This window comes from Pseudomonas palmensis, from assembly GCF_017848315.1.
Classification (GTDB): domain Bacteria; phylum Pseudomonadota; class Gammaproteobacteria; order Pseudomonadales; family Pseudomonadaceae; genus Aquipseudomonas; species Aquipseudomonas palmensis.
The window spans coordinates 12,492-34,447 of the sequence record NZ_JAFKEC010000035.1 but is presented as its reverse complement, the minus strand read 5'-3'; the positions used below and the strand labels follow the sequence as shown (position 1 = coordinate 34,447).

Below are 21,956 nucleotides of genomic sequence, written 5' to 3'. Positions count from 1 at the left end.
AGGCTCCGTGGGCAACTGGCGCGCACAGGGACCGGGGGGATCGAGTCGGCGCGACAGCAGGTTGGCGATGGCACACGGAAAACGCGCAGGCCCTGCCACTGGCCGGGAGAACCGCGCATCACCCTCCGTGATGCCGTTGATCTGTGACAGGCCGGTCTCCGGGCTCATGGGCGGGTCTGATCGACCCGGATCGCGCGCCTTCCCGGGCTGTTGCACCCAGTGGCCCTGCGCGATCCCGACTCATTTACCGTTGCGGGGGCAGCGCCGGAATCGCACGTTGCACGTGCCCACCGGCTTCCCTGTTTCACCCTGCCGGCACCTTGGCCGCAGAGCACCTGAAACAAGTCGCGAAGGTTAGAGGGTTGGGCCATGAGCGTCAATCAAAGGCGCTGCGAAGCGGTCTGGATCAATGGCATTTATGTCATCTTGTGTCACACTCACTGCAGTGATATCACATAGCCATTATCCGCACCTCTCCGATCCACAATAACAATGGAGCACGGCATGCAAGGTCTGATCATCAACAACCCGCGTCTGGAGTTCCTGCGCCCCGCCCTGGAACGTTGGGCCGAGTGCCTGGAGCGCTACAACCAGACCCTGGGCGACAGCGACGCCCCCTACTGGCAAGGCGTGCAAAGCAACCTTGGCGTGCTGGGCGCGGCGGCCTGGCAGGCGGAGCTGGTGACCTTGCAGGGTGCGCAGACCAAGAAGCAGCGCGACGAAGGCGAGCGTGCGGCGCACTGCGACCTGGTGATCGCCAGCAAGGAAGAGACCGCCTACCTGCAGGCCACCCAGCGCTGGCCACGGGTCGGCAAGCTCGACCTCACCGATGCCCTGCAGGAAAGCGTCGCCCAGGCTCGCCTGGTGGGCTATGCCAGCCAGCTCAAGGTCGCCGCGCTGTTCGTCAGCCCGTACAAGGCCGGGCAACACGCCAGCCCCGAAGAGCTTCAGGACCTGGTCGACGACCTGCAAAAGCACAATGCATGCGCCATCGCCTGGGTGTTCCCCTATGGCTACCGCAAGCTGCACGACGACGTGGGCCGCTACCACCCCGGCATCGCGCTGCTGCTCAAGCAGGCCTGAGCCCCTGTCGAGGGAACCTCGCCGACGTGCCCGCCTCTACCTTACTGGACACGGCCAACTTCGCGAGGGACACCGATCATGGGCAACATGCGCATTGCTGTACTGCTGGCACTCACCACCGGGCTGGTGGCCTGCGGCGAGAACGCCCACCTGGACGTCACCGATGGCACCGGCCCGTCGCCGCGCCTGCCCGAACCGAACAAGACCCTCATCCCCACGGTAAACATCGCGCCGGCCATCGGCTGGCCAGAGGGCGGCAAACCCAAGGCTGCGGCAGGCACCCAGGTGGTGGCCTTCGCCGACAAGCTCGACCACCCGCGCTGGCTGTACGTGCTGCCCAACGGCGACGTGCTGGTGGCCGAGACCAACGCGCCACCCAAGCCCGATGACGGCAAGGGCATCAAGGGCTGGGTGATGGGCAAGGTGATGGGCCGCGCCGGTGCCGGAGTGCCCAGCCCCAACCGCATCACCCTGCTGCGTGACAGCGACAAGGACGGCGTGGCCGACACCCGCACCACCTTCATCGAGGGGCTGAACTCGCCGTTCGGCATGGCCCTGGTGGGCAACGACTTCTATGTGGCCGACACCGATCGGCTGTTGCGCTTCACCTACGAGCCAGGCGCCACCCGCCTGCAGGGCAGCGGCACCAAGGTGGTCGACCTGCCGGGCGGCACGCTCAACCACCACTGGACCAAGAACGTGATCGCCAGCCCCGACGGCAAGAAGCTGTACGTGACCGTGGGCTCCAACAGCAACGTGGCCGAGAACGGCATGGAGCAGGAGAAAGGCCGCGCCGCGATCTGGGAGGTCGACCCGGCCACCGGCAGCCAGCGCCTGTTCGCCACCGGCCTGCGCAACCCCAACGGCCTGGCCTGGGAACCCAATAGCCAGCAGCTGTGGACGGCGGTGAACGAACGTGACGAGATCGGCAGCGACCTGGTGCCGGACTACATCACGTCGGTGAAGGACGGCGCCTTCTATGGCTGGCCCTACAGCTATTACGGGCAGCATGTGGATGAGCGCGTACAGCCGCAGGATGCAAAGCTGGTGGCCAGCGCGATAGCGCCGGACTATGCGGTGGGGCCGCACACCGCCTCGCTGGGGCTGGCGTTTACCGTGCCGAACGCCTTGCCGGCGCCGTTCGACCAGGGCGCGTTCATCGGCCAGCACGGCTCATGGAACCGCAAGCCGCACAGTGGCTACAAGGTGATCTTCGTGCCGTTCAGCACGGCGGGCAAACCGTCGGGCAAGCCCATTGATCTGCTGACCGGGTTTCTCGACGAGGACGGCAAGGCCATGGGGCGCCCGGTCGGCGTGGTGAACGATCAGCGTGGCGGGGTGCTGGTGGCCGACGACGTGGGCAATGTGATCTGGCGGGTGAGCAAGGCGCAGTAGCACTGCGCTGACGTGTTCGCCGGCAAGGTCGGCTCCTGCTGGAGCCGGCTTTGCAGGCCACGCTGTCAGGGATTGCGCGCCAGGTGCGCCGGCTGCAGCACGCGCTTGGCGTTGAGGTAGGTCTTCTGCCAGTAGCTGTTGGACAGGTAGTCCAGGCGCACCGTACCGCCCGTTGACGGTGCATGCACGAAACGCCCCTCGCCCACGTAGATACCGGCATGGCTCACCTGGGTGCCGCCATTGGTGGCGAAGAACACCAGGTCGCCCGACTGCAACGCACCCTTGTCGATGTCCGGGGCACGAATGCCGATCATCTCGCGGGTTGAGCGCGGCAGGGCGATACCCGCCGCGTCCCGGTACACGTAGCCAATCAGCCCGCTGCAATCGAACCCCGAGTCCGGGGTATTGCCGCCCCAGCGGTAAGGCGTGCCCACCAGGCCCAGGGCCCGGAACAGCACATCCTCGGCCACTGGCGAGAAATACACCTGGGGCGCCATCACCTTCGGTTCGGCCACCTGAGGTTTCTGCGGGGCATGGCTGGAGCAGGCACCCAGCAGGGCCGCCAGGGAAAGTACAGCAACGCGCGCGAGTATCGACATAGTCAGAACATCCTGTCTGAAGCCGCCCGACCCCAAGTCGGAAATAGGTGAGAAACTAGATTAGACGTTTTCTGTAAACACGCACGGCGGCGAGCTTTTCAGCTACGCCGCCGTGCGGGACATCACGCGCAGACTCAGTTACGCGACAGGGTAGTCGGTGCCATGGCCAGCGCGCGCTTGGCTTCGATGAAGGTCTTGCTCCAGTAGCGGTCACCGAGGTTGTCGATGCGCACGCCACCGCTGCGGCGGCTGCTGGAGTGGATGAACTGATCGTCGCCCAGATAGATGCCGGCGTGGCTGACGCGGCCGCGACCATTGGTGCTGAAGAACAGCAGGTCGCCTGGCTTGAGCTTGTTGCGCGCAACCAGCGGGGCTTTCACGTTGATCATTTCGCGGGTGGAGCGCGGCAGGTTCATGCCGGCCTCTTCGCGGAACAGGTAGCCGATGAAGCCGCTGCAGTCGAAGCCGGACTTCTCCGAGGTGCCGCCGAAACGGTAGCGGGTACCGATCAGGGACATGCCACGTTCGAGAATGTTGTCGGCCAGGGCTGGCAGTTCGTAGGGCTTGGTGCTGGAGGAGAACGCTTCCAGGTCCTGCTCGGTGGCCAGCTCTTCTTCGAACACCGACGCAGCGGTGGAAGGCTTGGCGGCAGCCTGGGCAGCAACTGGAGCGGGAGCCTGCTGGTGGGTGACGGGACCGGTGGTCGCGCAGCCGAACAGCAAGGTCACAAGTGCGAGGGGCACGAGGGGTGCGAAGCGATTTAGCATGGGCACGACCGTGGCTTGAATTTGATGAAGCCGAGACTATGCCTTCTATCGGATCGATTTGCAAATTCAATCGAAAAAAATGTGACTTTTATGTGCCGAGGCTCTGGGCCGGCCCTACCAGCCCAATGTCTCTTTCAAAAACGGGATGGTCAGCTTGCGCTGCGCCTGCAGTGAAGCCTGGTCGAGGCGTTCGAGCAGGTCGAACAGTGCGCTCATGCTGCGCGTGCCTCGGGTCAGGATGAAATGCCCGACTTCGTCGGTGAGGTGCAGGCCCCGGCGCGAGGCGCGCAATTGCAGGGCACGCAGCTTGTCTTCATCCGACAGGGCGCGCATCTGGAAGATCAGCGCCAGGGTCAGGCGCGACTTCAGGTCGGCCAGCTTGATCGGCAATTCCCGGGGGGAGCTGGACGCTGCCAGCAGCAAGCGGCGGCCGCTGTCGCGCAGGCGGTTGAACAGGTGGAACATGGCCTCTTCCCAGTCCGGCTTGCCGGCAATCACATGCAGGTCGTCCAGGCACACCAGTTCGTACTGTTCCAGGTTGTCGAGCAGTTCCACGCCGCGATCGAGCAGTTGCGCCAGAGGCAGGTACACCGCAGGCTCGCCCAGTTGCTCGAAGCGCAGGCACGCGGCCTGCAGCAGGTGGGTACGCCCTACGCCCTGCTTGCCCCACAGGTAGATCAGGCTTTCGGTCCAGCCGGCGTCGGCTTCGCAGAGTCGCTCGACGTAGCCCAATGCGGCGGCGTTGGCACCCGGATAGTAGTTGATGAAGGTGGCGTCATCACGCAGACGCACACCCAGGGGCAACTGGATCGGTTTCATGCTGGCTGGGCAGTCCCGAGGAACCGCAAGGGGCCTTTGGTGAAAAGTCCGCAAAGTCTATACCCGTGACGCCAACCGCACAATGCGTTAGCAAAATCAAAGGCTTGCGCGGCATATGGGGCAGGCATGGGTCAATCCTCCAGCAGTTCCTCTGCACTCAGGCGAAACAGCTCCACGGTGTTGATGCTCGCCCCTTCGAGCGAGCCTTCCTTATCCAGTACCTGGTTGGCCGCGTTCATCTCCGAACTGCGCCCGGCAACGCGCTGGAAGGTGCTGCGCGGTAGTGCGGCGCTCCAGCCATTCTCGAAGGTGTTGTAGGCCAGGGTCAGCGCCGCGGTGAAGTAGTGCTGATTGGCGACCGGGATCCGCACCGCATTGTCGTCCTGGTCATAGGCCGTGAAATGACTGGGCAGCGCCTTGAGCCCCAGACGCTTGAGCACCACCCAGGAAAATGCCGAGGGTACGAACATCGTGAGCTTCTCGGCCGCGTGCCGCGAGTAGCCCTGCTGCTGCAGGGCCGCTGCCACCTCATCCTCGTCGAGGTCATCGGCCAGCAGCGGCAATGCATCCATCACGCCTGCCAATGCACAGGCGTGCTCGGTTTCATGTTCCATCACTCAGGGTGTCCTTCAAAGGTCCGGGTCGATTTCACCAGCATACATGTCCGACTCTTTATAGAGGTCGTGCATGTGCCGCAGCAACACCATGATCACCGCCGCCACCGGCAGCGCCAGCAACACCCCGGTGAACCCGAACAGCTCGCCGCCGGCCAGGATCGCGAAGATCACCGCCACCGGGTGCAGACCGATGCGGTCGCCCACCAGCAACGGCGTGAGCACCATGCCTTCAAGGGCCTGGCCGACCATGAACACCGCGACGATGCCCAGCATCGGGTACAGGTCGCCGCCGAACTGGAACATGCCGGCGATCAATGCCGCGCCGATGCCGATGATGAAACCCATGTACGGCACGATGGCCGCAAGCCCGGCCATGATACCGATCAGCAGGCCCAGTTCGAGGCCCACCAGCATCAACCCGGCGGCGTAGATCACCCCCAGCGCCAGCATCACCAGCAACTGCCCGCGCACGAACGCACCGAGCACCTCGTGGCATTCCAGGGCCAGCGACACCACCTGCTCTTCGCGCTGGCGCGGCAACAGGCGGCGCAGCTTGGCCATCATCAGGTCCCAGTCGCGCAGCAGGTAGAAGCCCACCACCGGGATCAGCACCATGTTGGCCAACCAGCCGATCAGCGCCAGCCCGGACGCGGTAGCCTGGCTGAGCACGATGCCGACGATGTCGGTGGTCTGGCCCATGTGCTCGCTGATCGCCGACTTGATCTTGTCGAACTTCCAGAAGCCATCGGCCAGCCCCAGGCGCGTCTGCACCCACGGCAGCGCCACATGCTGCAACCAGTCGAGCATCTGTGGTGCCAGCTCGTACAGGCGCACCAACTGCTTGGCCAGCATCGGGATCAGCACCAGCAGCATCGCCATGAACATCAGGGTGAACAGGGCGAACACCACCACCACGCCCCAGGTGCGTGACAGCCCGGCGCGCTCCAGCCGGTCCACCAGCGGGTCGGCCAGGTACGCCAGGCCGATACCTATAAGGAAGGGCGAGAGGATCCCGTGCAAGAAGTACAGCAGCGTGCCGATTACCAGCACCCCCAACACCCATACCCAACGGCGTGTATCCATCATTCAGTCACGCTCCCTGCCAACGAAACCGCAAACCGGTGAACGGTGCGGGCGCAGCCACCTGGGCCTCGCCTGGGGCTGCGGGTGCGACCGGCGCTGGGGCGACGGCCTCTGCCGGCACCTCCTGCAGCCTGGCCAGGCCCAGTTGCGCACGCACCTGTTCGGGGGTGCCGCTGACGGTGTAGGTCAGGGTATCGCCGTCCACATAGGTCAGGCGCCCGCCCAGCGGCTCAAGGGTCTGCAAAAGCTGCGCATAGCGCTCCAGGGTCATGCCCTGCACCTGTATCTGGTTTTCGCCACCGGTGCCCGGCCGCGCGACAAAGCGCGGCGCCAGGCGCGTGCTGACGGCCAGCATCACCGCATCGGCCAGGGCGTCCTGATCGGCGCCTTCGACCTTGCCCTGCTCGCGCTGGTCGCCCAGCCACAGGCGCCAGGTGCCCTGCCATTTGCCCTCGCCCTCGGTGGCATGCACCGCCAGCAACGCATCGGCCGCGTAGCGCTCGGAGGCCTCGCGCAGGGGCGCGGGGTCGGTGCCTTCGAGGTTCTTGGCAGTGGCCACCAGTTGCTCGTTCAGGTCGCCCATGGGCAGGCGCAGCGGCAAGCCACGGTGTTGCGCGGCGCGGCGCAGCGGTTCGGCGCTGCTCTGGCCATCGCCCACCAGGCTCGAACCGCCCACGCTGTCGTTCAACCACCAGCCGAGGATGGCCGGCCGGTTGCTGCCCCACAGGGCCAGCCCGGCCTGGCGCAAAGCCCGGTCGGTGCTGCCGGGGTCGAAATCCACCAGCACGGTTTCCGGCGGGCCGGCCTCGAAACCGAACTGGCTGATGATTTGCTGCGGGTCCTTGCGTAGCCCTGCCAGGCCCGCACTCTGCGGCGCCTTGGGGTCGCCCGTGAGGCGCACCACCAGGGTGCTCAGGGCATTCTGGGTGGCCTGGGCGCGGGCTTCGGTGCCCTCGCCGCTGACCGGCTCGCGCACCTGATAAAGGCCAGTGAGGGTTTCGGCCTGAACGCTCAGGCCAAACAGGGCAAGGCAGCCAACGGCCAGGTATGAACGCAAACGCATGGAGGATTCCTGTCCAGGTAAATAGAAAGCGCGGTCAGTGAAAAGTGAAGCTCTGACCACCCCCGCGGGTAAAACATTCAGCCCTGCGGTCAAATTTCATTACCTATACCTTATACAGCCCATGGCGCGGCAACCAGCGGCCATACCGAATCAATGTTTTTATGTCGAATGAGGCCCTGCCCGTCGGCCTGAGGATGGCCGCTACCGGGTAACCCTGATAAAATCGCGCGCCTTCGCAGACCGGCGACGCTCAGGCAGCAGGAAAACCCTCGCAATGCCTGGCAGGTGCCGGTCGATTCCCCCGAATCCCTCCCCCTAAAGGCCTGGATCATGAGCAAGCAACCCTCCCTGAGCTACAAGGACGCCGGTGTAGACATCGACGCCGGTGAAGCATTGGTCGAACGCATCAAAGGCGTCGCCAAGCGCACGGCGCGCCCGGAAGTCATGGGCGGCCTGGGGGGCTTCGGCGCCCTCTGCGAAATTCCGGCCGGCTACAAGCAGCCGGTGCTGGTTTCGGGCACCGACGGCGTGGGCACCAAGCTGCGCCTGGCACTGAACCTGAACAAGCACGACACCATCGGCCAGGACCTGGTCGCCATGTGCGTCAACGACCTGGTGGTGTGCGGCGCCGAGCCGCTGTTCTTCCTCGACTACTACGCCACCGGCAAGCTCAACGTCGACACCGCGGCTGACGTGGTCACCGGCATCGGCGCCGGCTGCGAACTGGCAGGCTGCTCGCTGGTAGGCGGCGAAACCGCTGAAATGCCGGGCATGTACGAAGGCGAAGACTACGACCTGGCCGGCTTCTGCGTCGGCGTGGTGGAAAAGGCCGAGATCATCGACGGCTCCAAGGTGGCTGCCGGTGACGCCCTGATCGCCCTGCCATCGTCGGGCCCGCACTCCAACGGTTACTCGCTGATCCGCAAGATCATCGAAGTGGCCGGCGCCGACATCCAGAACGTCCAGCTCGACGGCAAGCCGCTGACCGAACTGCTGATGGCCCCGACCCGCATCTACGTCAAGCCGCTGCTCAAGCTGATCAAGGACACCGGCGCGGTCAAGGCCATGGCCCACATCACCGGTGGCGGCCTGCTCGACAACATCCCGCGCGTGCTGCCAAAAGGCGCCCAGGCCGTGGTCGACGTGGCCAGCTGGCAGCGCCCGGCGGTATTCGACTGGCTGCAGCAGCAGGGCAACGTCGACGAGACCGAAATGCACCGCGTACTCAACTGCGGCGTGGGCATGGTGATCTGCGTGGGTCAGGATCAGGTCGACAACGCCCTGAACGTGCTGCGCGAAGCCGGCGAGCAGCCTTGGGTGATCGGCCAGATCGCCACCGCTGCCGAAGGCGCCGCCCAGGTCGAGCTGAAGAACCTCAAGGCGCACTGATGCCGAGCACGTCTTGTGATGTAGTGGTGCTGCTGTCCGGCACCGGCAGCAACCTGCAGGCCCTGATCGACAGTACCCGCACCGGCGACAGCCCGGTGCGGGTCCGCGCGGTGATCTCCAACCGCGCCGATGCCTACGGCCTGCAGCGCGCCCGCGATGCGGGCATCGACACCGCCGTGCTCGACCACAAGGCCTTCGACGGCCGCGAGGCCTTCGACGCGGCGCTGGTCGAGCTGATCGACGGCTTTGCCCCGCAGCTGGTGGTGCTGGCCGGCTTCATGCGTATCCTCAGTGCCGGTTTCGTGCGCCATTACCACGGCCGCCTGCTCAATATCCATCCTTCCCTGCTGCCCAAGTACAAGGGCCTGCATACCCACCAGCGGGCGCTGGAAGCCGGGGATGCCGAGCATGGCTGCAGTGTGCACTTCGTCACCGAGGAACTCGATGGCGGGCCACTGGTCGTACAGGCTGTGATACCGGTAGTCTCGGATGACACGCCGGCGCAACTGGCCCAGAGGGTTCACAGCCAGGAACACCTGATTTATCCGCTGGCGGTGCGCTGGTTCGCCGAAGGCCGTTTGCGCCTTGGCGAGCACGGTGCTCTACTGGATGGCCAGCCCTTGGCGGCCAGCGGCCACTTGATTCGACCCTAGGAGATTTTATGCGTCGTGCCCTGCTCTTCGCACTTGCCGTGCTTGCACTGCCGCTTCAGGCAGCCGATCTGAAGCCTTTTTCGGCCAGCTACACCGCCGACTGGAAGCAACTGCCCATGAGCGGCACCGCCGAGCGCAGCCTGGCCAAGAACGCCAACGGGACCTGGAGCCTCAACTTCAAGGCCTCGATGATGATTGCCAGCCTGACCGAGCAAAGTACCCTGCGCCTGGACAAGGACACCCTGCTGCCGCAGACCTACCACTTCGAACGTGGCGGCCTGGGCAAGGCCAAGAAGGTCGACCTGGACTTCGACTGGTCGAGCAAGAAGATCACCGGCTCCGACCGTGGCGACGCGGTCAACCTGCCGCTCAACCGCGGCGTGCTGGACAAGTCGTCCTACCAGCTGGCCCTGCAGCATGACGTGGCAGCCGGCAAGAAGAGCATGACCTACCAGGTGGTGGATGGCGACGAGATCGACACCTACGACTTCCGCGTGCTGGGTACCGAGAAGGTCAGCACCAAGACCGGCCAGGTCGATGCGATCAAGGTCGAGCGCGTGCGCGACCCGAGCCAGAGCAAGCGCGTCACCGAGCTGTGGTTCGCCAAGGACTGGGACTACCTGCTGGTGCAACTGCGCCAGGTCGAGACCGACGGCAAGGAGTACGTGATCGTGCTGCAGGACGGCACGGTCGACGGCAAGTCGGTCAAGGGCATCTGACAGGCCGCTAGCGTGCATTACCCGAAACCCCGCCTTGTGCGGGGTTTTGTTTTTGTGGCGTGGCCCTCCCTGCAGACACCAGCCTTGCTGGCGAAGGAGTCGCCTCGACCGTGCGGCATGAAAGATGTTTCATTCGCCAAGCATTTACTTAGGCTGCTAACAAATTCTATAAAAGAGACCTGCGACACGGTGCCGCAGTTAACTGGATTTGGAGTTAGCAGATGACTGTCAAAGTAACTGAGCGCGATGAATCGAAACTGTCCCACGAAGGCCTGGCCGCAGGCGTGCGTATCTGGGATGTGCATCAGCAGGACCAGCTGGTCGGCATGTTCCACAACGAACAGGAAGCCCACAGCTACCGGATCGAACTGGAGTACCTCGAAGCCAAGCGCCAACCCCAGTAATTCCCCGTCTTCAGAAACAGCAAACCCCGCCGAGGCGGGGTTTGTCGTGTCTAGCCCAGCAGGCTTACCACATCAGGTCATCCGGGATGACGTAGGCGGCGTACGGGTCGTCCGCATCCGGCGCTTCGACCTGGGTGTTGAGCAGCACGATGCGCTGCGGATCGCGCTCCTGGATCTTCAGCGCGGCCTCACGCGGGATCACCTCGTAGCCACCGCCATGCTGCACGATCGCCAGCGAGCCGCTGCTCAGCTTGCTGCGCATCAACGCGTTGACCGACAGGCGCTTGACCTTCTTGTCGTCGACGAAGTTGTAGTAGTCCTCGGTGGTCAGCTTGGGCAGGCGCGACACCTCGATCAACTGCTTGACCTGGGCGGCACGGGCCTTCTGCTCGGCCTTTTCCTGCTGCTGGCGGTTGAGCTCCTGGTCACGCTTGGCCTTCTCGGCCATGGCTTCCTTGGCCAGGCGCTGCTGGGTGTCGTCGACTTCGACCTGGCCTTTGTGCTCCAGGCGTTTCTGTTTCTTCTGTTCTTTGCTGACCTGCTTGACCTGCTTCTGGTTGACCAGGCCGGCTTTGAGCAGTTGGTCACGAAGGGAAAGGCTCATCGGTGTTCACTCACTTATGCAACAGCTCAGCCGCAGCTGGGCAGGTTCTTTTCCTGACGTTTGGCTTCGCCCCAGAGCGCGTCCAAGTCTTCGAGGGTGCAATCTTCAATCGGACGCCCCATGTCGCGCAATGCCTGTTCGATAAAACGGAAACGTCGTTCGAACTTGCGATTGGCGCCACGCAGGGCGTTTTCCGGGTCCAGCTTGAGGTGGCGGGCCAGGTTGACGGTGGCGAACAGCAAATCGCCCACCTCGTCGGCCAGCGCCGCCGGGTCGTTGTCGGCCATGGCCTGGAGTACTTCGTCGAGCTCCTCGCGCACCTTGTCCAGCACCGGCAACGGGTCGTCCCAGTCGAATCCGACCTGGGCCGCACGCTTTTGCAGTTTGGCCGCACGCGACAGGGCCGGCAAGGCCGCCGGCACGTCGTCGAGCAGCGACAGTTGTTCGGGCTCGCCCTTTTCGGCGCGCTCCTGGGCCTTGATCTCTTCCCAGCGCTGCTTGACCTGTTCTTCATCGAGCCGTGGCAGGTCCAGCGGCGCATGGAGCTCGCCGGTGGGGAACACGTGCGGGTGGCGACGGATCAGCTTGCGGGTGATGCTGTCGATCACCCCGGCGAATTCGAAACGGCCCTCTTCACGGGCCAGCTGGGCGTAATACACCACCTGGAACAGCAGGTCGCCCAGTTCGCCCTGCAAGTGTTCGAAGTCGCTGCGCTCGATGGCGTCGGCCACCTCGTAGGCTTCTTCGAGGGTGTGCGGGATGATCGTGGCGTAGGTCTGCCTGAGGTCCCACGGGCAGCCGTACTGCGGGTCGCGCAGGCGGGCCATGAGGTGGAGCAGGTCGTCTAGGGTGTACATCGTGTGCTCTCTGTTCGGCAGGTCTGGCCTCATCGCGGGTCAAGCCCGCTCCCACAAGGATCCTGCAGGAGCGGGCCTGCCCGCAATGGCGCCCTCAAGGCGTACGGTTGCGCCGCGTCTCGATGATGTTGGGCAACTGCGAAATGCGCCCCAGCAAGCGCCCCAGGGCGTCCAGGCCCGGGATCTCGATGGTCAGCGACATCAGCGCGGTGTTGTCCTCCTTGTTCGAACGGGTATTCACCGCCAGCACGTTGATGCGCTCGTTGAGCAGCACCTGCGACACGTCACGCAGCAGGCCCGGGCGGTCATACGCACGCACGATGATGTCCACCGGGTAGGTCTGCACCGGCACCGGGCCCCAGCTGACCTGGATGATGCGCTCCGGCTCGCGACCGGCCAGTTGCAGCACCGAGGCGCAGTCCTGGCGGTGAATGGTCACCCCACGGCCCACGGTGATGTAGCCGACGATGGCATCGCCCGGCAGCGGCTGGCAGCACCCGGCCATCTGCGTCAGCAGGTTGCCAACGCCCTGGATCTGGATATCCCCGCGCTTGCCCGGCTTGTAGCCGGTGGCCTTGCGCGGCACCAGCTCGATGTGGTCGATGCGGTCCGGCTCCACCAGTTGCTGCGCGGCGTTGACCAGGTGCGCCAGGCGCAGGTCGCCGGCGCCCAGCGAGGCGAACATGTCTTCGGCAGTCTTGAGGTTGGCCTTTTCGGCCAGGCGCTCGAAGTCCACCTGCGGCAGGCCCAGACGGTTGAGTTCGCGCTCGAGCAGTGTCTTGCCGGCGGCGACGTTCTGGTCGCGGGCCTGCAGCTTGAACCAGTGCACGATCTTGGCCCGCGCCCGCGAGGTGGTGACGTAGCCCAGGTTCGAGTTCAGCCAGTCGCGGCTCGGGTTGCCGTGCTTGCTGGTGATGATCTCCACCTGCTCGCCGGTCTGCAGGCTGTAGTTGAGCGGCACGATGCGCCCGTTGATCTTGGCGCCCCGGCAGTTGTGGCCGATCTCGGTGTGCACGCGGTAGGCGAAGTCCAGCGGCGTGGCGCCCTTGGGCAGGTCGATGGCGTGGCCGTCGGGCGTGAACACGTACACCCGGTCCGGCTCGATATCCACGCGCAGCTGTTCGGCCAGGCCGCCGATGTCCCCCAGTTCCTCGTGCCACTCCAGCACCTGGCGCAGCCACGAGATCTTCTCCTCGTAGTGGTTGGAGCTGGGCTTGACGTCGGTGCCCTTGTAGCGCCAGTGCGCGCAAACGCCCAGTTCGGCCTCCTCGTGCATGGCATGGGTGCGGATCTGCACCTCCAGCACCTTGCCCTCGGGGCCGATCACCGCGGTGTGCAGCGAGCGGTAGCCGTTCTCCTTGGGGTTGGCGATGTAGTCGTCGAACTCCTTGGGGATGTGCCGCCACAGGGTATGCACGATGCCCAGCGCGGTGTAGCAGTCGCGCATCTCGGGCACCAGCACGCGCACGGCGCGCACGTCGTAGATCTGGCTGAACTCAAGGCCCTTGCGCTGCATCTTGCGCCAGATCGAATAGATATGTTTGGCCCGGCCGCTGATGTCGGCCTTGACGCCCGTGGCCAGCAGCTCGTTCTGCAGCTGGTTCATCACGTCGCTGATGAAGCGCTCGCGGTCGAGCCGGCGCTCGTGCAGCAGCTTGGCGATCTGTTTGTACTGGTCGGGTTCCAGGTAGCGGAACGAGAGGTCTTCGAGCTCCCATTTGATGTGGCCGATGCCCAGGCGGTGGGCCAGCGGCGCGTAGATGTCGAACACCTCGCGGGCCACGCGGTTGCGCTTCTCGTCGTCGGCGCCCTTCACCGCACGAATGGCGCAGGTTCGTTCGGCCAGCTTGATCAGCGCCACGCGCACGTCGTCGACCATCGCCACCAGCATCTTGCGCAGGTTCTCGACCTGCGCCTGCGAGCCCAGCACCAGCGAATGGCGCGGGCTGAGGCTGGCACTGATGGCCGCCATGCGCAGCACGCCGTCGATCAGCTTGGACACCACCGGGCCGAAACGCTGGCCCACCTCGGCCAGGGTCACCTTGCCTTCACGCACCGCACGGTAGATGACCGCCGCCACGAGGGAGTCCTGGTCGAGCTTGAGGTCGGCGAGAATCTCGGCGATCTCCAGGCCCGCCTGGAAGCTCGAGGTACCGTCGGCCCAGGAATGCTTGGCCGGGTTACCTTTTTTCTCTATGTCCTGAGCGAACTCGCAGGCCGCCTTGAGGGCTTCCCGGTCCAGCGCCAGGTCGACGCTGACCACATGATCCAGCCATGCTTCGAGATTGATACTGCCGTCGGTGTTGACCGGCTGGTGCACTCTCACCTGTACCATCTTTGTTTACCTTTCCCTACAGCGCATGCTCATGCGCTTGAAAACACGGGTGTCGCCCCTGCCAGATCGAAGGGGCTACACCGGGCGGGCCAGCGTCGCTAACCCACCTCGAATAACGCCATGGCCTCGACATGCGCAGTCTGCGGAAACATGTCGAGGATCCCGGCACATTTTAACCGGTACCCCTGCTTGACCAGCTCGACGGTGTCGCGGGCCAGCGTCGCCGGGTTGCACGACACGTAGACCAGACGTCGGGCGCCAAGTGCGGCGATGTTGCGCACCACCTCGAAGGCACCGTCGCGCGGTGGGTCCAAGAGTACCGCACAAAAGCCTCCTGCCGCCCAGCCTGAAGTCGCCAGAGGCTGGGATAAATCGGCCTGAAAAAACTGCGTGTTATGCAGTTTGTTGCGTTGGGCATTGGCCGCGGCCCGATCGACCATGGCCTGCACCCCTTCCACCGCCACCACTTCGCGGGCCTGCCGGGCCAGCGGCAGGGCGAAGTTGCCAAGGCCGCAGAACAGGTCCAGCACACGCTCGTCGGCCTGTGGCGCAAGCCATGCCAGGGCCTGCTCGATCATCGCGGTGTTGACCTGGGCATTGACCTGCACGAAGTCACCTGGCCTGTAGGCCAATTCCAGGTTCCACGGTTCCAGGGTAAACCCTAGCGTGTCCGCTGGATTGGCCGGGGCCGGTTGCCCCTCACCTTGTAACCAGAGTTGTACACCCGCCTCGCTGCAGAACGCCTGCAAACGTGCCAGGTCGGCCTCGACCAGTGGCGCGGTATGGCGCAGCAGCAGTGCCAGGGCGGTACCGCTGAACAGCTCCACGTGCCCCACCACCTGTGGCTTGCTCAGGCTCTGCAACAGCAGCGGCAGGTGACGCAGTATCGACTGCAAGGGTTGTACCAGCACCGGGCAGTCGTCGATGGCGACGATGTCCTGGCTGGCTTCGGCGCGAAAGCCCACGTCGAGCTTCCGGGCCTTGGCGTCCCAGCGCACCGCAACGCGGGCGCGCCGGCGGTAACCGAATTCGGGGCCGGACAACGGCGCGGCCCATTGCTCGGGCACCACGCCGGCCACCCGCTGCAACTGCTCGACCAGCAGGCGCTGCTTGAGTTCGAGCTGAGCGGCATGGGGCAGGTGCTGCAGGTTGCAGCCGCCACAGCGATCGAAGTGCTTGCACGGCGCCGGGCGCCGCGCCTCGCTGGGGCTGAACACACGCTCCAGGCGTGCCTCGACCACCTTGCCGTGGGCATTGAGTACCCGTGCCTCGACCTCTTCACCGGCCAGGGCGCCGCTGACGAACCAGGTGCGCCCTTCGAAGAAGGCGATGCCGCGGCCGTCACCGGCCAGGCGCTCGATGCTCAAGCGCTGCTTCTTGCCCGTTGGCACCTGGGGCGCACGGGTACCACCGGTCGGCTGGAAGCGCAGGCCGCCATTGCGTTTGGCCTTGGACATCAGTTGGCCGCGTCGAAGATGCCGGTCGACAGGTAACGGTCGCCACGGTCACAGATGATCGCCACCATTACCGCGTTTTCCAGCTCGCGCGACAGGCGCAGCATGGCCGCCACCGCACCACCGGAGGACACGCCACAGAAAATGCCCTCTTCGCGGGCCAGCCGGCGGGTGGTTTCTTCGGCTTCGCTCTGGGCCATGTCGACCACACGGTCGACGCGGCTGGCGTCGAAGATCTTCGGCAGGTACTCGTGGGGCCAGCGGCGGATCCCGGGGATCGCCGAGCCTTCCATCGGTTGCAGGCCGACGATCTGCACGTTGGGGTTCTGCTCCTTGAGGTAGCGCGAGCAGCCCATGATGGTACCCGTGGTGCCCATGGAGCTGACGAAATGGGTGATGCTGCCGCCGGTCTGCTGCCAGATTTCCGGGCCGGTGCTGACGTAGTGGGCTTCGGGGTTGTCACCGTTGCCGAACTGGTCGAGCACCTGGCCACGGCCTTCGGCCTGCAGGCGCTCGGCGAGGTCGCGGGCGCCCTCCATGCCTTCTTCCTTGCTGACCAGGATCAGCTCGGCGCCGTAGGCGGTCATGGCGGCCTTGCGTTCGGCGCTGGAGTTGTCGGGCATGATCAGGATCATCTTGTAGCCCTTGATCGCCGCTGCCATCGCCAGGGCGATACCGGTGTTGCCGGAGGTCGCCTCGATCAGCGTGGCGCCTGGCTTGATCTGCCCGCGCAGTTCGGCACGGGTGATCATCGACAACGCCGGCCGGTCCTTGACCGAGCCTGCCGGATTGTTGCCTTCGAGCTTGAGCAGGAGGGTATTGCTGGTCTCGCCGGCCATGCGCTGCAGGCGAACCAGGGGCGTGTTGCCGACGCAATCGGCGATGGTAGGGTACTGCAAGGTCATGGCGTATTTCGCAATCCAGACTGCGGGGGCGCCTATCATACCGGCAAACGGCTTTGGCCCATATCACGCAATGGTTGAGGGTTATAGCCGAGGGATATAAGCAGCCCGCGCGCAGCAACTTGAAACGGTGGTGGTGCATTGGCCGGCAAGGCCGGCACCTACAGCCGCAGCGGTGCTAGATCACCGCCGGCAGCTGCATGTTCACCCGCAAGCCCTTGGCGTTGTTCTGCGCCCACAGCTGCCCGCTCTGACGCTGCAGGGCATTGCGCGCAATGCTCAGGCCCAGGCCGAAGCCGCCGTTCCCCGGCCGCGAGTCGTCCAGGCGGGTGAACGGCGCGAAGATGTGTTCCAGCTGGGCCTCGTCCACGCCTCCGCCTTCGTCCTCCAGCCACAGCAGCCACTGGCCCCCCTGGCGGCTTCCCGCCAGGCGTATCACCCCGCCCGGCGGCGAGTGGCGAATGGCATTGCGCAGAATGTTCTCCAACGCCTGGGCCAGGCTGTTGAGGTTGCCCTGCACCCAGCAGTCGGCCCCCAGCGTGCACACCAGTTGCTCCCGCGGCCAGCCACTTTCGAAGCAGGCATCCTCCGCCAGCATCTCCCACAACGCCTGCACCTGGATCGGTTCGCTGACCAACTGCGTGCGCTCGGCGTCCAGCCAGGCCAGTTGCAGGGCGTCTTCCACCAGGCGCTGCATGTTGTCCACTTCCCGGCCGAGGCGTTCGCGCAGCGCCTCCAGGTCGGTCTCGCCCTCGCTGGCCACCCGCAGGCGGCTCAGCGGCGTGCGCATTTCATGGGACAGGTCGCGCAGCAACTGCTGCTGCAGGGCCACCGTGCCCTGCAGGCGCTCGGCCATGTCGTCGAAGGCGCGCCCCAGCTCGCCGAACTCGTCCTTGCGGCTGGTGGTGTCGCTGGCCACCCGCGCGGTGAGCCGGTCGGCGCGCCAGGCATTGGCCTGCTCGCGCAACTGGCTCAGCGGGCGAATCAGCATGCGATACAGGCCCACGCAGAACACCAGGGTCAGCAAGCCGGGGATCAGGCCGTTGGTGACCATGCGCCAGAACAGCATGTTCAGGCGCCCCGGCATCAGCCGCTGCGGCAGTTCGATCACCAGGCTGCCCAGGCTGGAGTCGTCCGGGAACGGCACGAGCATCCATGGCGAGCGCGCCGAATGCCGGCTTACCGGCCAGTCGGTGCCGCGCAGAAACGTCAGGCGCTGGCTCTGGGCGTCGGTCAGCGGCACGCTGCCCAGCGATTGCAGGTCGCTGCCGATCACGCCCACGAAACCGCGCTCGCGCTCGTGCATCTGCGTCAGCCACGCATCCACGCCGGCCTGCCCGCCGCGGCGCACGGCGTTTTCGGCCTCGCGGGCGTAGTCTTCGAGGGTGGCGCGCGCCTTGGGCGACAGGTAGGCGTTGCGGATCTCCATGTGCCGGCCCCACTGCCAGCTCAGGGCAATCATCAGCAGGCAGAACACCACCAGCAGCAAGGCCAGCTTCCAGAACAGGGAATGACGGCTGAGCACCTACAGGTCCTCGCTGGCGCTGAGCACATAGCCCTTGCCCCACACCGTGCGCACCTGGCGCTCCAGGTAACCGATGGCCTTGAGCTTGCGGCGGATCTGGCTCACGTGCATGTCCAGGCTGCGGTCATGCCGGGCATAGCCGCGCTGCAATACGTGCTGATAAAGGAATGCCTTGCTCAACACCTCTTCATGGCTGCGGTGCAGGGTGTCGAGCAGGCGGTACTCGCTTAAGGTCAGGCCGGCCCGCTGCTGCCCGTGGAGCACATCGCAGGCCAGTTCATCGAACACCAGTTCGCCCGCGGGCGTGCCCTCCCCCGGCTGGTGCCGGCGCTCCAGCGCCACCCGCCGCAGGATCGCCTCGATGCGCACGCGCAGCTCGACCATGCTGAACGGTTTGGGCAGGTAGTCGTCGGCGCCGCGCTGGAAGCCGGTGATGCGATCGCCTTCGGCGCCCAGCGCCGACATCAGGATCACCGGTATCGAGCTCTTCTCGCGCAGCCGCGCCAGGGCATCCAGCCCGTTCAGGCCGGGCAGCAGGATATCCATCAGCACCACATCGAAGCTGCGCTGGCGAGCCATCTGCAGCCCTTCGCGGCCATCGCGGCACCAGGTCACCAGAAACCCGCTGCGCTCGAGCTGCTCGTGCAGGTGGGCACCCAGGACCGGATCATCCTCGATGGCAAGTATGTTTGAGGCGTTAATGGCGACGGGATTCATTGGCGGGTGCTAGCAATTCTCAATCGCTCGATTATTGAGCATTCCCCCCATGCAAGCAACACGCGCCGACAAAAGCACCTGCGCCTCCTACAATCGACAAAAACAGATACAAATGAGTGCATTAGATACACAGTCGCGGTAATTTTCAGAGTTGGGTCGTCGGAACATGCCGACGAAGGTCCTACAGCGCTAACCGAGCACAGGAGAGTGGGCGTGCTGAATCGATTGGGAATCAGAAGCCGCGTACTGCTGCTCGCCCTGCTCCCGGCCAGCATGATGGCGCTGGTGCTGGGTGGTTACTTCACCTGGTTGCAGCAAAGCGAACTGCAGGCCCAGCTGCTGCAACGCGGTCGCATGATCGCCGAGCAACTGGCGCCCCTGGTGGCCCCGGTGCTGGCCCGCAACGATTCGGCGCAGCTCGAGCGCATCGCCGCCGAGGCGCTGGAGCAGGCCGACGTGCGCGCCGTGTCGTTTCTGCACCCCGACCGCAGCCACCTGGCCCACGCCGGCCCGAGCATGCTCAACCAGCAGCCCAGCGGTGGCGGCACCCAGTTGCTGCAACGCAGCGGCAACGATGCCACGCGCTACCTGTTGCCGGTGTTCGGCCGCCATCGCGAGCTGGCCGGCGAACGGGTTCCCGGTGAAGCCGACCGCCTGCTGGGCTGGGTCGAGATCGAGCTGTCCCACGATGGCACGCTGCTGCGCGGCTACCGCAGCCTGTTCGCCAGCCTGCTGCTGATTCTGGTGGGCCTGGGCGCGACCGCCCTGCTGGCGCTGCGCATGAGCCGCACCATCAACGGCCCCATCGGGCAGATCAAGTTCGCGGTCAACCAGCTCAAGGACGGCAACCTCGAACAGCGCCTGCCGAGCCTGGGCAGCCATGAGCTGGATGAACTGGCCAATGGCATCAACCGCATGGCCGAAACCCTGCACAACGCCCATGAAGAGCTGCAGCACAGCATCGACCAGGCCACCGAGGACGTGCGCCAGAACCTTGAGACCATCGAGATCCAGAACATCGAGCTGGACATGGCGCGCAAGGAAGCCCTGGAAGCCAGCCGCATCAAGTCCGAATTCCTGGCCAACATGAGCCACGAGATCCGCACGCCGCTCAACGGCATCCTGGGCTTTACCCACCTGCTGCAGAAAAGCGAACTGACCCCGCGCCAGCTCGACTACCTGGGTACCATCGAAAAATCCGCCGACAGCCTGCTGGGCATCATCAACGAGATCCTCGACTTCTCCAAGATCGAGGCCGGCAAGCTGGTGCTCGACAGCATCCCGTTCAACCTGCGCGACCTGATCCAGGACACCCTGACCATCCTCGCCCCGGCGGCCCACGCCAAGCAGCTCGAACTGGTCAGCCTGGTGTACCGCGACACCCCGCTGTCGCTGGTGGGCGACCCGCTGCGGCTCAAGCAGATCCTCACCAACCTGGTGAGCAACGCGATCAAGTTCACCCGCGAAGGCACCATCGTTGCCCGCGCCATGCTCGATGACGAAACCGAAGACAGCGTGCAATTGCGCATCTGCGTGCAGGACACCGGCATCGGCCTGTCCAGCCAGGATGTGCGTGCCCTGTTCCAGGCCTTCAGTCAGGCCGACAACTCGCTGTCGCGCCAGCCCGGCGGCACCGGCCTGGGGCTGGTGATCTCCAAGCGCCTGATCGAACAGATGGGCGGCGAGATCGGCGTCGACAGTACCCCGGGCGAGGGGTCGCAGTTCTGGATCAGCCTCAACCTGCCCAAGGCCCGCGACGACGCCGAGGACCTGCCACCCCAGGCGCTGCAAGGCCGGCGCATGGCAATCGTGGACGACCACGAACTGGCCCGCCAGGCATTGGCGCACCAGATGCAGGACTGCGGCCTGGACGTGACCACCTTCACCACCAGCGAGCAGCTGCTCAAGGGCATCGAGGCCGCCTTCCTTGCCGGCCAGCCGTTCGAGCTGGCGATCATGGGGGTCAACCTGCAATCGCTGGCGCCCGAGCGCCTGGGCCAGTACATCCAGCGCCTGGAGCACTTTGCCTGTCAGGCCCTGGTGCTGCGCCCCACCACCGAACAGGCGCTGTACCACCCGCACCTGCCCAATGCCCACGGCCAGTTGCACGCCAAGCCTGCGTGTACGCGCAAGGTGCGCCGGGCCCTGCTCGAGCTGGTGCAGCCCAGGCGTACCAGCGGCGAATACAAGGTGCCCAGCGGCCAGCGCCAACCCCGCGTGCTGTGCGTGGACGACAACCCGGCCAACCTGCTGCTGGTGCAGACCCTGCTCGAAGACCTCGGCGCCGATGTGCTGGCGGTGGACAGCGGCCATGCGGCGATCAGCGCAGTGCAGGACGAGCACTTCGACCTGGTGCTGATGGACGTACAGATGCCGGTGATGGACGGGCGCGAATGCACCGAACAGATCCGCCAGTGGGAGGCCACGCGCAGCGCCCCGGCCTTGCCGATCGTGGCCTTGACCGCGCATGCCATGGCCAACGAGAAGCGCGCCCTGCTGCACAGCGGCATGGACGACTACCTGACCAAGCCGATCAGTGAGCGCCAGCTGGCCCAGGTGGTGCTGAAGTGGACCGGCCTGCAACTGGGCAGCCCGACCAACGAGCGCGGCGCCGAACTGCCGGTCGACGGCAACGACCTGAAGGTGCTGGACCCTGAGGAAGGCCTGCGCCTGGCGGCAGGCAAGCCGGACCTGGCCGCCGACATGCTGGCCATGCTGCTGGCTTCGCTGGATGCCGACCGCGACGCGATCCGCTGCGCCCGCGAGGCCGACGACCGCCACGCCACCATCGAGCGCGTGCACCGCCTCAATGGCGCCACGCGCTATTGCGGCGTACCGCAGCTGCGCGCCGCCTGCCAGCGCAGCGAAACCCTGCTCAAGCAGGACGACCCCGAGGCCCAGCGTGCCCTCGACGAACTGGACCAGGCCATCAACCGCCTGACGACCGTGGCCCGCCAGAGCGCCTGATCTC

Annotated in this window: 20 protein-coding genes and 1 riboswitch; of the genes, 7 read left to right on the top strand and 13 right to left on the bottom strand. The window is 65.4% G+C overall.

What is annotated here, in order from left to right; genetic code table 11:
• Window positions 1-132: 132 nt before the first annotated feature.
• Window positions 133-354: riboswitch (cobalamin riboswitch) on the bottom strand.
• A 150-nt stretch (window positions 355-504) separates the two neighbouring features.
• Both JZZ72_RS17760 and JZZ72_RS17755 read left to right on the top strand, forming a co-directional pair.
• Window positions 505-1,083 carry a hypothetical protein gene (locus JZZ72_RS17760; RefSeq protein ID WP_043862542.1) on the top strand — a complete coding sequence of 193 codons (579 nt, stop codon included), beginning with the start codon at window positions 505-507 and terminating at the stop codon, window positions 1,081-1,083.
• A 78-nt stretch (window positions 1,084-1,161) separates the two neighbouring features.
• On the top strand, window positions 1,162-2,478 hold the full coding sequence (locus tag JZZ72_RS17755; protein WP_210014782.1) for a PQQ-dependent sugar dehydrogenase: 1,317 nt from the start codon (window positions 1,162-1,164) through the stop codon (window positions 2,476-2,478).
• Between the two features lie 65 nt (window positions 2,479-2,543).
• Here JZZ72_RS17755 and JZZ72_RS17750 read toward each other — a convergent pair whose 3' ends face one another.
• The 6 genes from JZZ72_RS17750 to JZZ72_RS17725 form a co-directional block, all read right to left on the bottom strand.
• Complete coding sequence (locus JZZ72_RS17750) at window positions 2,544-3,077, bottom strand: C40 family peptidase (protein WP_210014781.1); 534 nt, start codon at window positions 3,075-3,077, stop codon at window positions 2,544-2,546.
• A 134-nt stretch (window positions 3,078-3,211) separates the two neighbouring features.
• Window positions 3,212-3,844 carry a C40 family peptidase gene (locus JZZ72_RS17745; RefSeq protein ID WP_043862545.1) on the bottom strand — a complete coding sequence of 211 codons (633 nt, stop codon included), beginning with the start codon at window positions 3,842-3,844 and terminating at the stop codon, window positions 3,212-3,214.
• A gap of 114 nt (window positions 3,845-3,958) precedes the next feature.
• Window positions 3,959-4,663 carry a DnaA regulatory inactivator Hda gene (gene hda / locus JZZ72_RS17740; RefSeq protein WP_043862546.1) on the bottom strand — a complete coding sequence of 235 codons (705 nt, stop codon included), beginning with the start codon at window positions 4,661-4,663 and terminating at the stop codon, window positions 3,959-3,961.
• Window positions 4,664-4,794: 131 nt separating this feature from the next.
• Window positions 4,795-5,277 (bottom strand): hypothetical protein, encoded by a 483-nt coding sequence (locus JZZ72_RS17735; RefSeq protein ID WP_210014780.1) that lies wholly within the window; start codon window positions 5,275-5,277, stop codon window positions 4,795-4,797.
• Window positions 5,278-5,292: 15 nt separating this feature from the next.
• Window positions 5,293-6,366, bottom strand: coding sequence for an AI-2E family transporter (locus JZZ72_RS17730; protein ID WP_210014779.1), 1,074 nt, complete (start codon window positions 6,364-6,366; stop codon window positions 5,293-5,295).
• 4 nt (window positions 6,367-6,370) lie between these two features.
• A complete protein-coding gene (locus tag JZZ72_RS17725; protein WP_210014778.1) occupies window positions 6,371-7,426 on the bottom strand; it encodes a DUF2066 domain-containing protein in 1,056 nt (351 codons plus the stop codon).
• A gap of 330 nt (window positions 7,427-7,756) precedes the next feature.
• On the opposite strand from JZZ72_RS17725, the gene purM reads away from it, so the two are divergent.
• The 4 genes from purM (at window position 7,757) to JZZ72_RS17705 (ending at window position 10,591) form a co-directional block, all read left to right on the top strand.
• Window positions 7,757-8,815 (top strand): phosphoribosylformylglycinamidine cyclo-ligase, encoded by a 1,059-nt coding sequence (gene purM, locus JZZ72_RS17720; protein WP_043862550.1) that lies wholly within the window; start codon window positions 7,757-7,759, stop codon window positions 8,813-8,815.
• Window positions 8,815-9,468, top strand: a complete 654-nt coding sequence (gene purN, locus JZZ72_RS17715; RefSeq protein ID WP_210014777.1) for a phosphoribosylglycinamide formyltransferase — start codon at window positions 8,815-8,817, stop codon at window positions 9,466-9,468. The genes purM and purN overlap by 1 nt, the downstream gene beginning before the upstream one ends.
• 8 nt (window positions 9,469-9,476) lie before the next feature.
• Window positions 9,477-10,187 carry a DUF3108 domain-containing protein gene (locus JZZ72_RS17710; RefSeq protein WP_210014776.1) on the top strand — a complete coding sequence of 237 codons (711 nt, stop codon included), beginning with the start codon at window positions 9,477-9,479 and terminating at the stop codon, window positions 10,185-10,187.
• Window positions 10,188-10,408: 221 nt separating this feature from the next.
• Complete coding sequence (locus JZZ72_RS17705) at window positions 10,409-10,591, top strand: hypothetical protein (RefSeq protein WP_043862553.1); 183 nt, start codon at window positions 10,409-10,411, stop codon at window positions 10,589-10,591.
• A 64-nt stretch (window positions 10,592-10,655) separates the two neighbouring features.
• Here the strand turns inward: JZZ72_RS17705 and JZZ72_RS17700 are convergent, their stop codons facing one another.
• The 7 genes from JZZ72_RS17700 to JZZ72_RS17670 all read right to left on the bottom strand — a co-directional run bounded on the left by JZZ72_RS17700 (window position 10,656) and on the right by JZZ72_RS17670 (window position 18,985).
• The gene (locus tag JZZ72_RS17700) at window positions 10,656-11,195 is read right to left on the bottom strand and encodes a DUF2058 domain-containing protein (RefSeq protein WP_043862554.1); all 540 of its coding nucleotides are present in this window, start codon (window positions 11,193-11,195) and stop codon (window positions 10,656-10,658) included.
• Window positions 11,196-11,221: 26 nt separating this feature from the next.
• Window positions 11,222-12,052, bottom strand: coding sequence for a nucleoside triphosphate pyrophosphohydrolase (gene mazG, locus JZZ72_RS17695; protein ID WP_043862555.1), 831 nt, complete (start codon window positions 12,050-12,052; stop codon window positions 11,222-11,224).
• 94 nt (window positions 12,053-12,146) lie between these two features.
• Window positions 12,147-14,387 carry a GTP diphosphokinase gene (relA, locus tag JZZ72_RS17690; RefSeq protein WP_054914700.1) on the bottom strand — a complete coding sequence of 747 codons (2,241 nt, stop codon included), beginning with the start codon at window positions 14,385-14,387 and terminating at the stop codon, window positions 12,147-12,149.
• 98 nt (window positions 14,388-14,485) lie between these two features.
• Entirely contained in the window at window positions 14,486-15,844 is a 1,359-nt protein-coding gene (rlmD, locus tag JZZ72_RS17685; RefSeq protein WP_210014775.1) for a 23S rRNA (uracil(1939)-C(5))-methyltransferase RlmD, read from the bottom strand.
• A complete protein-coding gene (gene cysM / locus JZZ72_RS17680) occupies window positions 15,844-16,746 on the bottom strand; it encodes a cysteine synthase CysM (RefSeq protein ID WP_162484876.1) in 903 nt (300 codons plus the stop codon). The genes rlmD and cysM overlap by 1 nt, the downstream gene beginning before the upstream one ends.
• 175 nt (window positions 16,747-16,921) lie before the next feature.
• On the bottom strand, window positions 16,922-18,205 hold the full coding sequence (locus tag JZZ72_RS17675) for a HAMP domain-containing sensor histidine kinase (RefSeq protein WP_078479810.1): 1,284 nt from the start codon (window positions 18,203-18,205) through the stop codon (window positions 16,922-16,924).
• A gap of 63 nt (window positions 18,206-18,268) precedes the next feature.
• Window positions 18,269-18,985: a response regulator transcription factor gene (locus JZZ72_RS17670; protein WP_043862560.1), complete on the bottom strand. Its 717-nt coding sequence runs from the start codon at window positions 18,983-18,985 to the stop codon at window positions 18,269-18,271.
• Window positions 18,986-19,198: 213 nt separating this feature from the next.
• Between JZZ72_RS17670 and JZZ72_RS17665 the strand changes: the two genes are divergently transcribed.
• Window positions 19,199-21,952: a response regulator gene (locus JZZ72_RS17665; RefSeq protein ID WP_210014774.1), complete on the top strand. Its 2,754-nt coding sequence runs from the start codon at window positions 19,199-19,201 to the stop codon at window positions 21,950-21,952.
• Window positions 21,953-21,956: the final 4 nt, after the last annotated feature.

Coding starts and splice junctions, on each gene's coding strand:
- cysM (WP_162484876.1), bottom strand. CDS start 16,746: ATGACCTTGCAGTACCCTACCATCGCCGATTGCGTCGGCAACACGCCC.
- JZZ72_RS17725 (WP_210014778.1), bottom strand. CDS start 7,426: ATGCGTTTGCGTTCATACCTGGCCGTTGGCTGCCTTGCCCTGTTTGGC.
- JZZ72_RS17705 (WP_043862553.1), top strand. CDS start 10,409: ATGACTGTCAAAGTAACTGAGCGCGATGAATCGAAACTGTCCCACGAA.
- relA (WP_054914700.1), bottom strand. CDS start 14,387: ATGGTACAGGTGAGAGTGCACCAGCCGGTCAACACCGACGGCAGTATC.
- purM (WP_043862550.1), top strand. CDS start 7,757: ATGAGCAAGCAACCCTCCCTGAGCTACAAGGACGCCGGTGTAGACATC.
- purN (WP_210014777.1), top strand. CDS start 8,815: ATGCCGAGCACGTCTTGTGATGTAGTGGTGCTGCTGTCCGGCACCGGC.
- JZZ72_RS17700 (WP_043862554.1), bottom strand. CDS start 11,195: ATGAGCCTTTCCCTTCGTGACCAACTGCTCAAAGCCGGCCTGGTCAAC.
- JZZ72_RS17735 (WP_210014780.1), bottom strand. CDS start 5,277: ATGGAACATGAAACCGAGCACGCCTGTGCATTGGCAGGCGTGATGGAT.
- mazG (WP_043862555.1), bottom strand. CDS start 12,052: ATGTACACCCTAGACGACCTGCTCCACCTCATGGCCCGCCTGCGCGAC.
- JZZ72_RS17755 (WP_210014782.1), top strand. CDS start 1,162: ATGGGCAACATGCGCATTGCTGTACTGCTGGCACTCACCACCGGGCTG.
- JZZ72_RS17675 (WP_078479810.1), bottom strand. CDS start 18,205: ATGATTGCCCTGAGCTGGCAGTGGGGCCGGCACATGGAGATCCGCAAC.
- JZZ72_RS17730 (WP_210014779.1), bottom strand. CDS start 6,366: ATGATGGATACACGCCGTTGGGTATGGGTGTTGGGGGTGCTGGTAATC.
- JZZ72_RS17750 (WP_210014781.1), bottom strand. CDS start 3,077: ATGTCGATACTCGCGCGCGTTGCTGTACTTTCCCTGGCGGCCCTGCTG.
- hda (WP_043862546.1), bottom strand. CDS start 4,663: ATGAAACCGATCCAGTTGCCCCTGGGTGTGCGTCTGCGTGATGACGCC.
- JZZ72_RS17745 (WP_043862545.1), bottom strand. CDS start 3,844: ATGCTAAATCGCTTCGCACCCCTCGTGCCCCTCGCACTTGTGACCTTG.
- JZZ72_RS17710 (WP_210014776.1), top strand. CDS start 9,477: ATGCGTCGTGCCCTGCTCTTCGCACTTGCCGTGCTTGCACTGCCGCTT.
- JZZ72_RS17760 (WP_043862542.1), top strand. CDS start 505: ATGCAAGGTCTGATCATCAACAACCCGCGTCTGGAGTTCCTGCGCCCC.
- rlmD (WP_210014775.1), bottom strand. CDS start 15,844: ATGTCCAAGGCCAAACGCAATGGCGGCCTGCGCTTCCAGCCGACCGGT.
- JZZ72_RS17670 (WP_043862560.1), bottom strand. CDS start 18,985: ATGAATCCCGTCGCCATTAACGCCTCAAACATACTTGCCATCGAGGAT.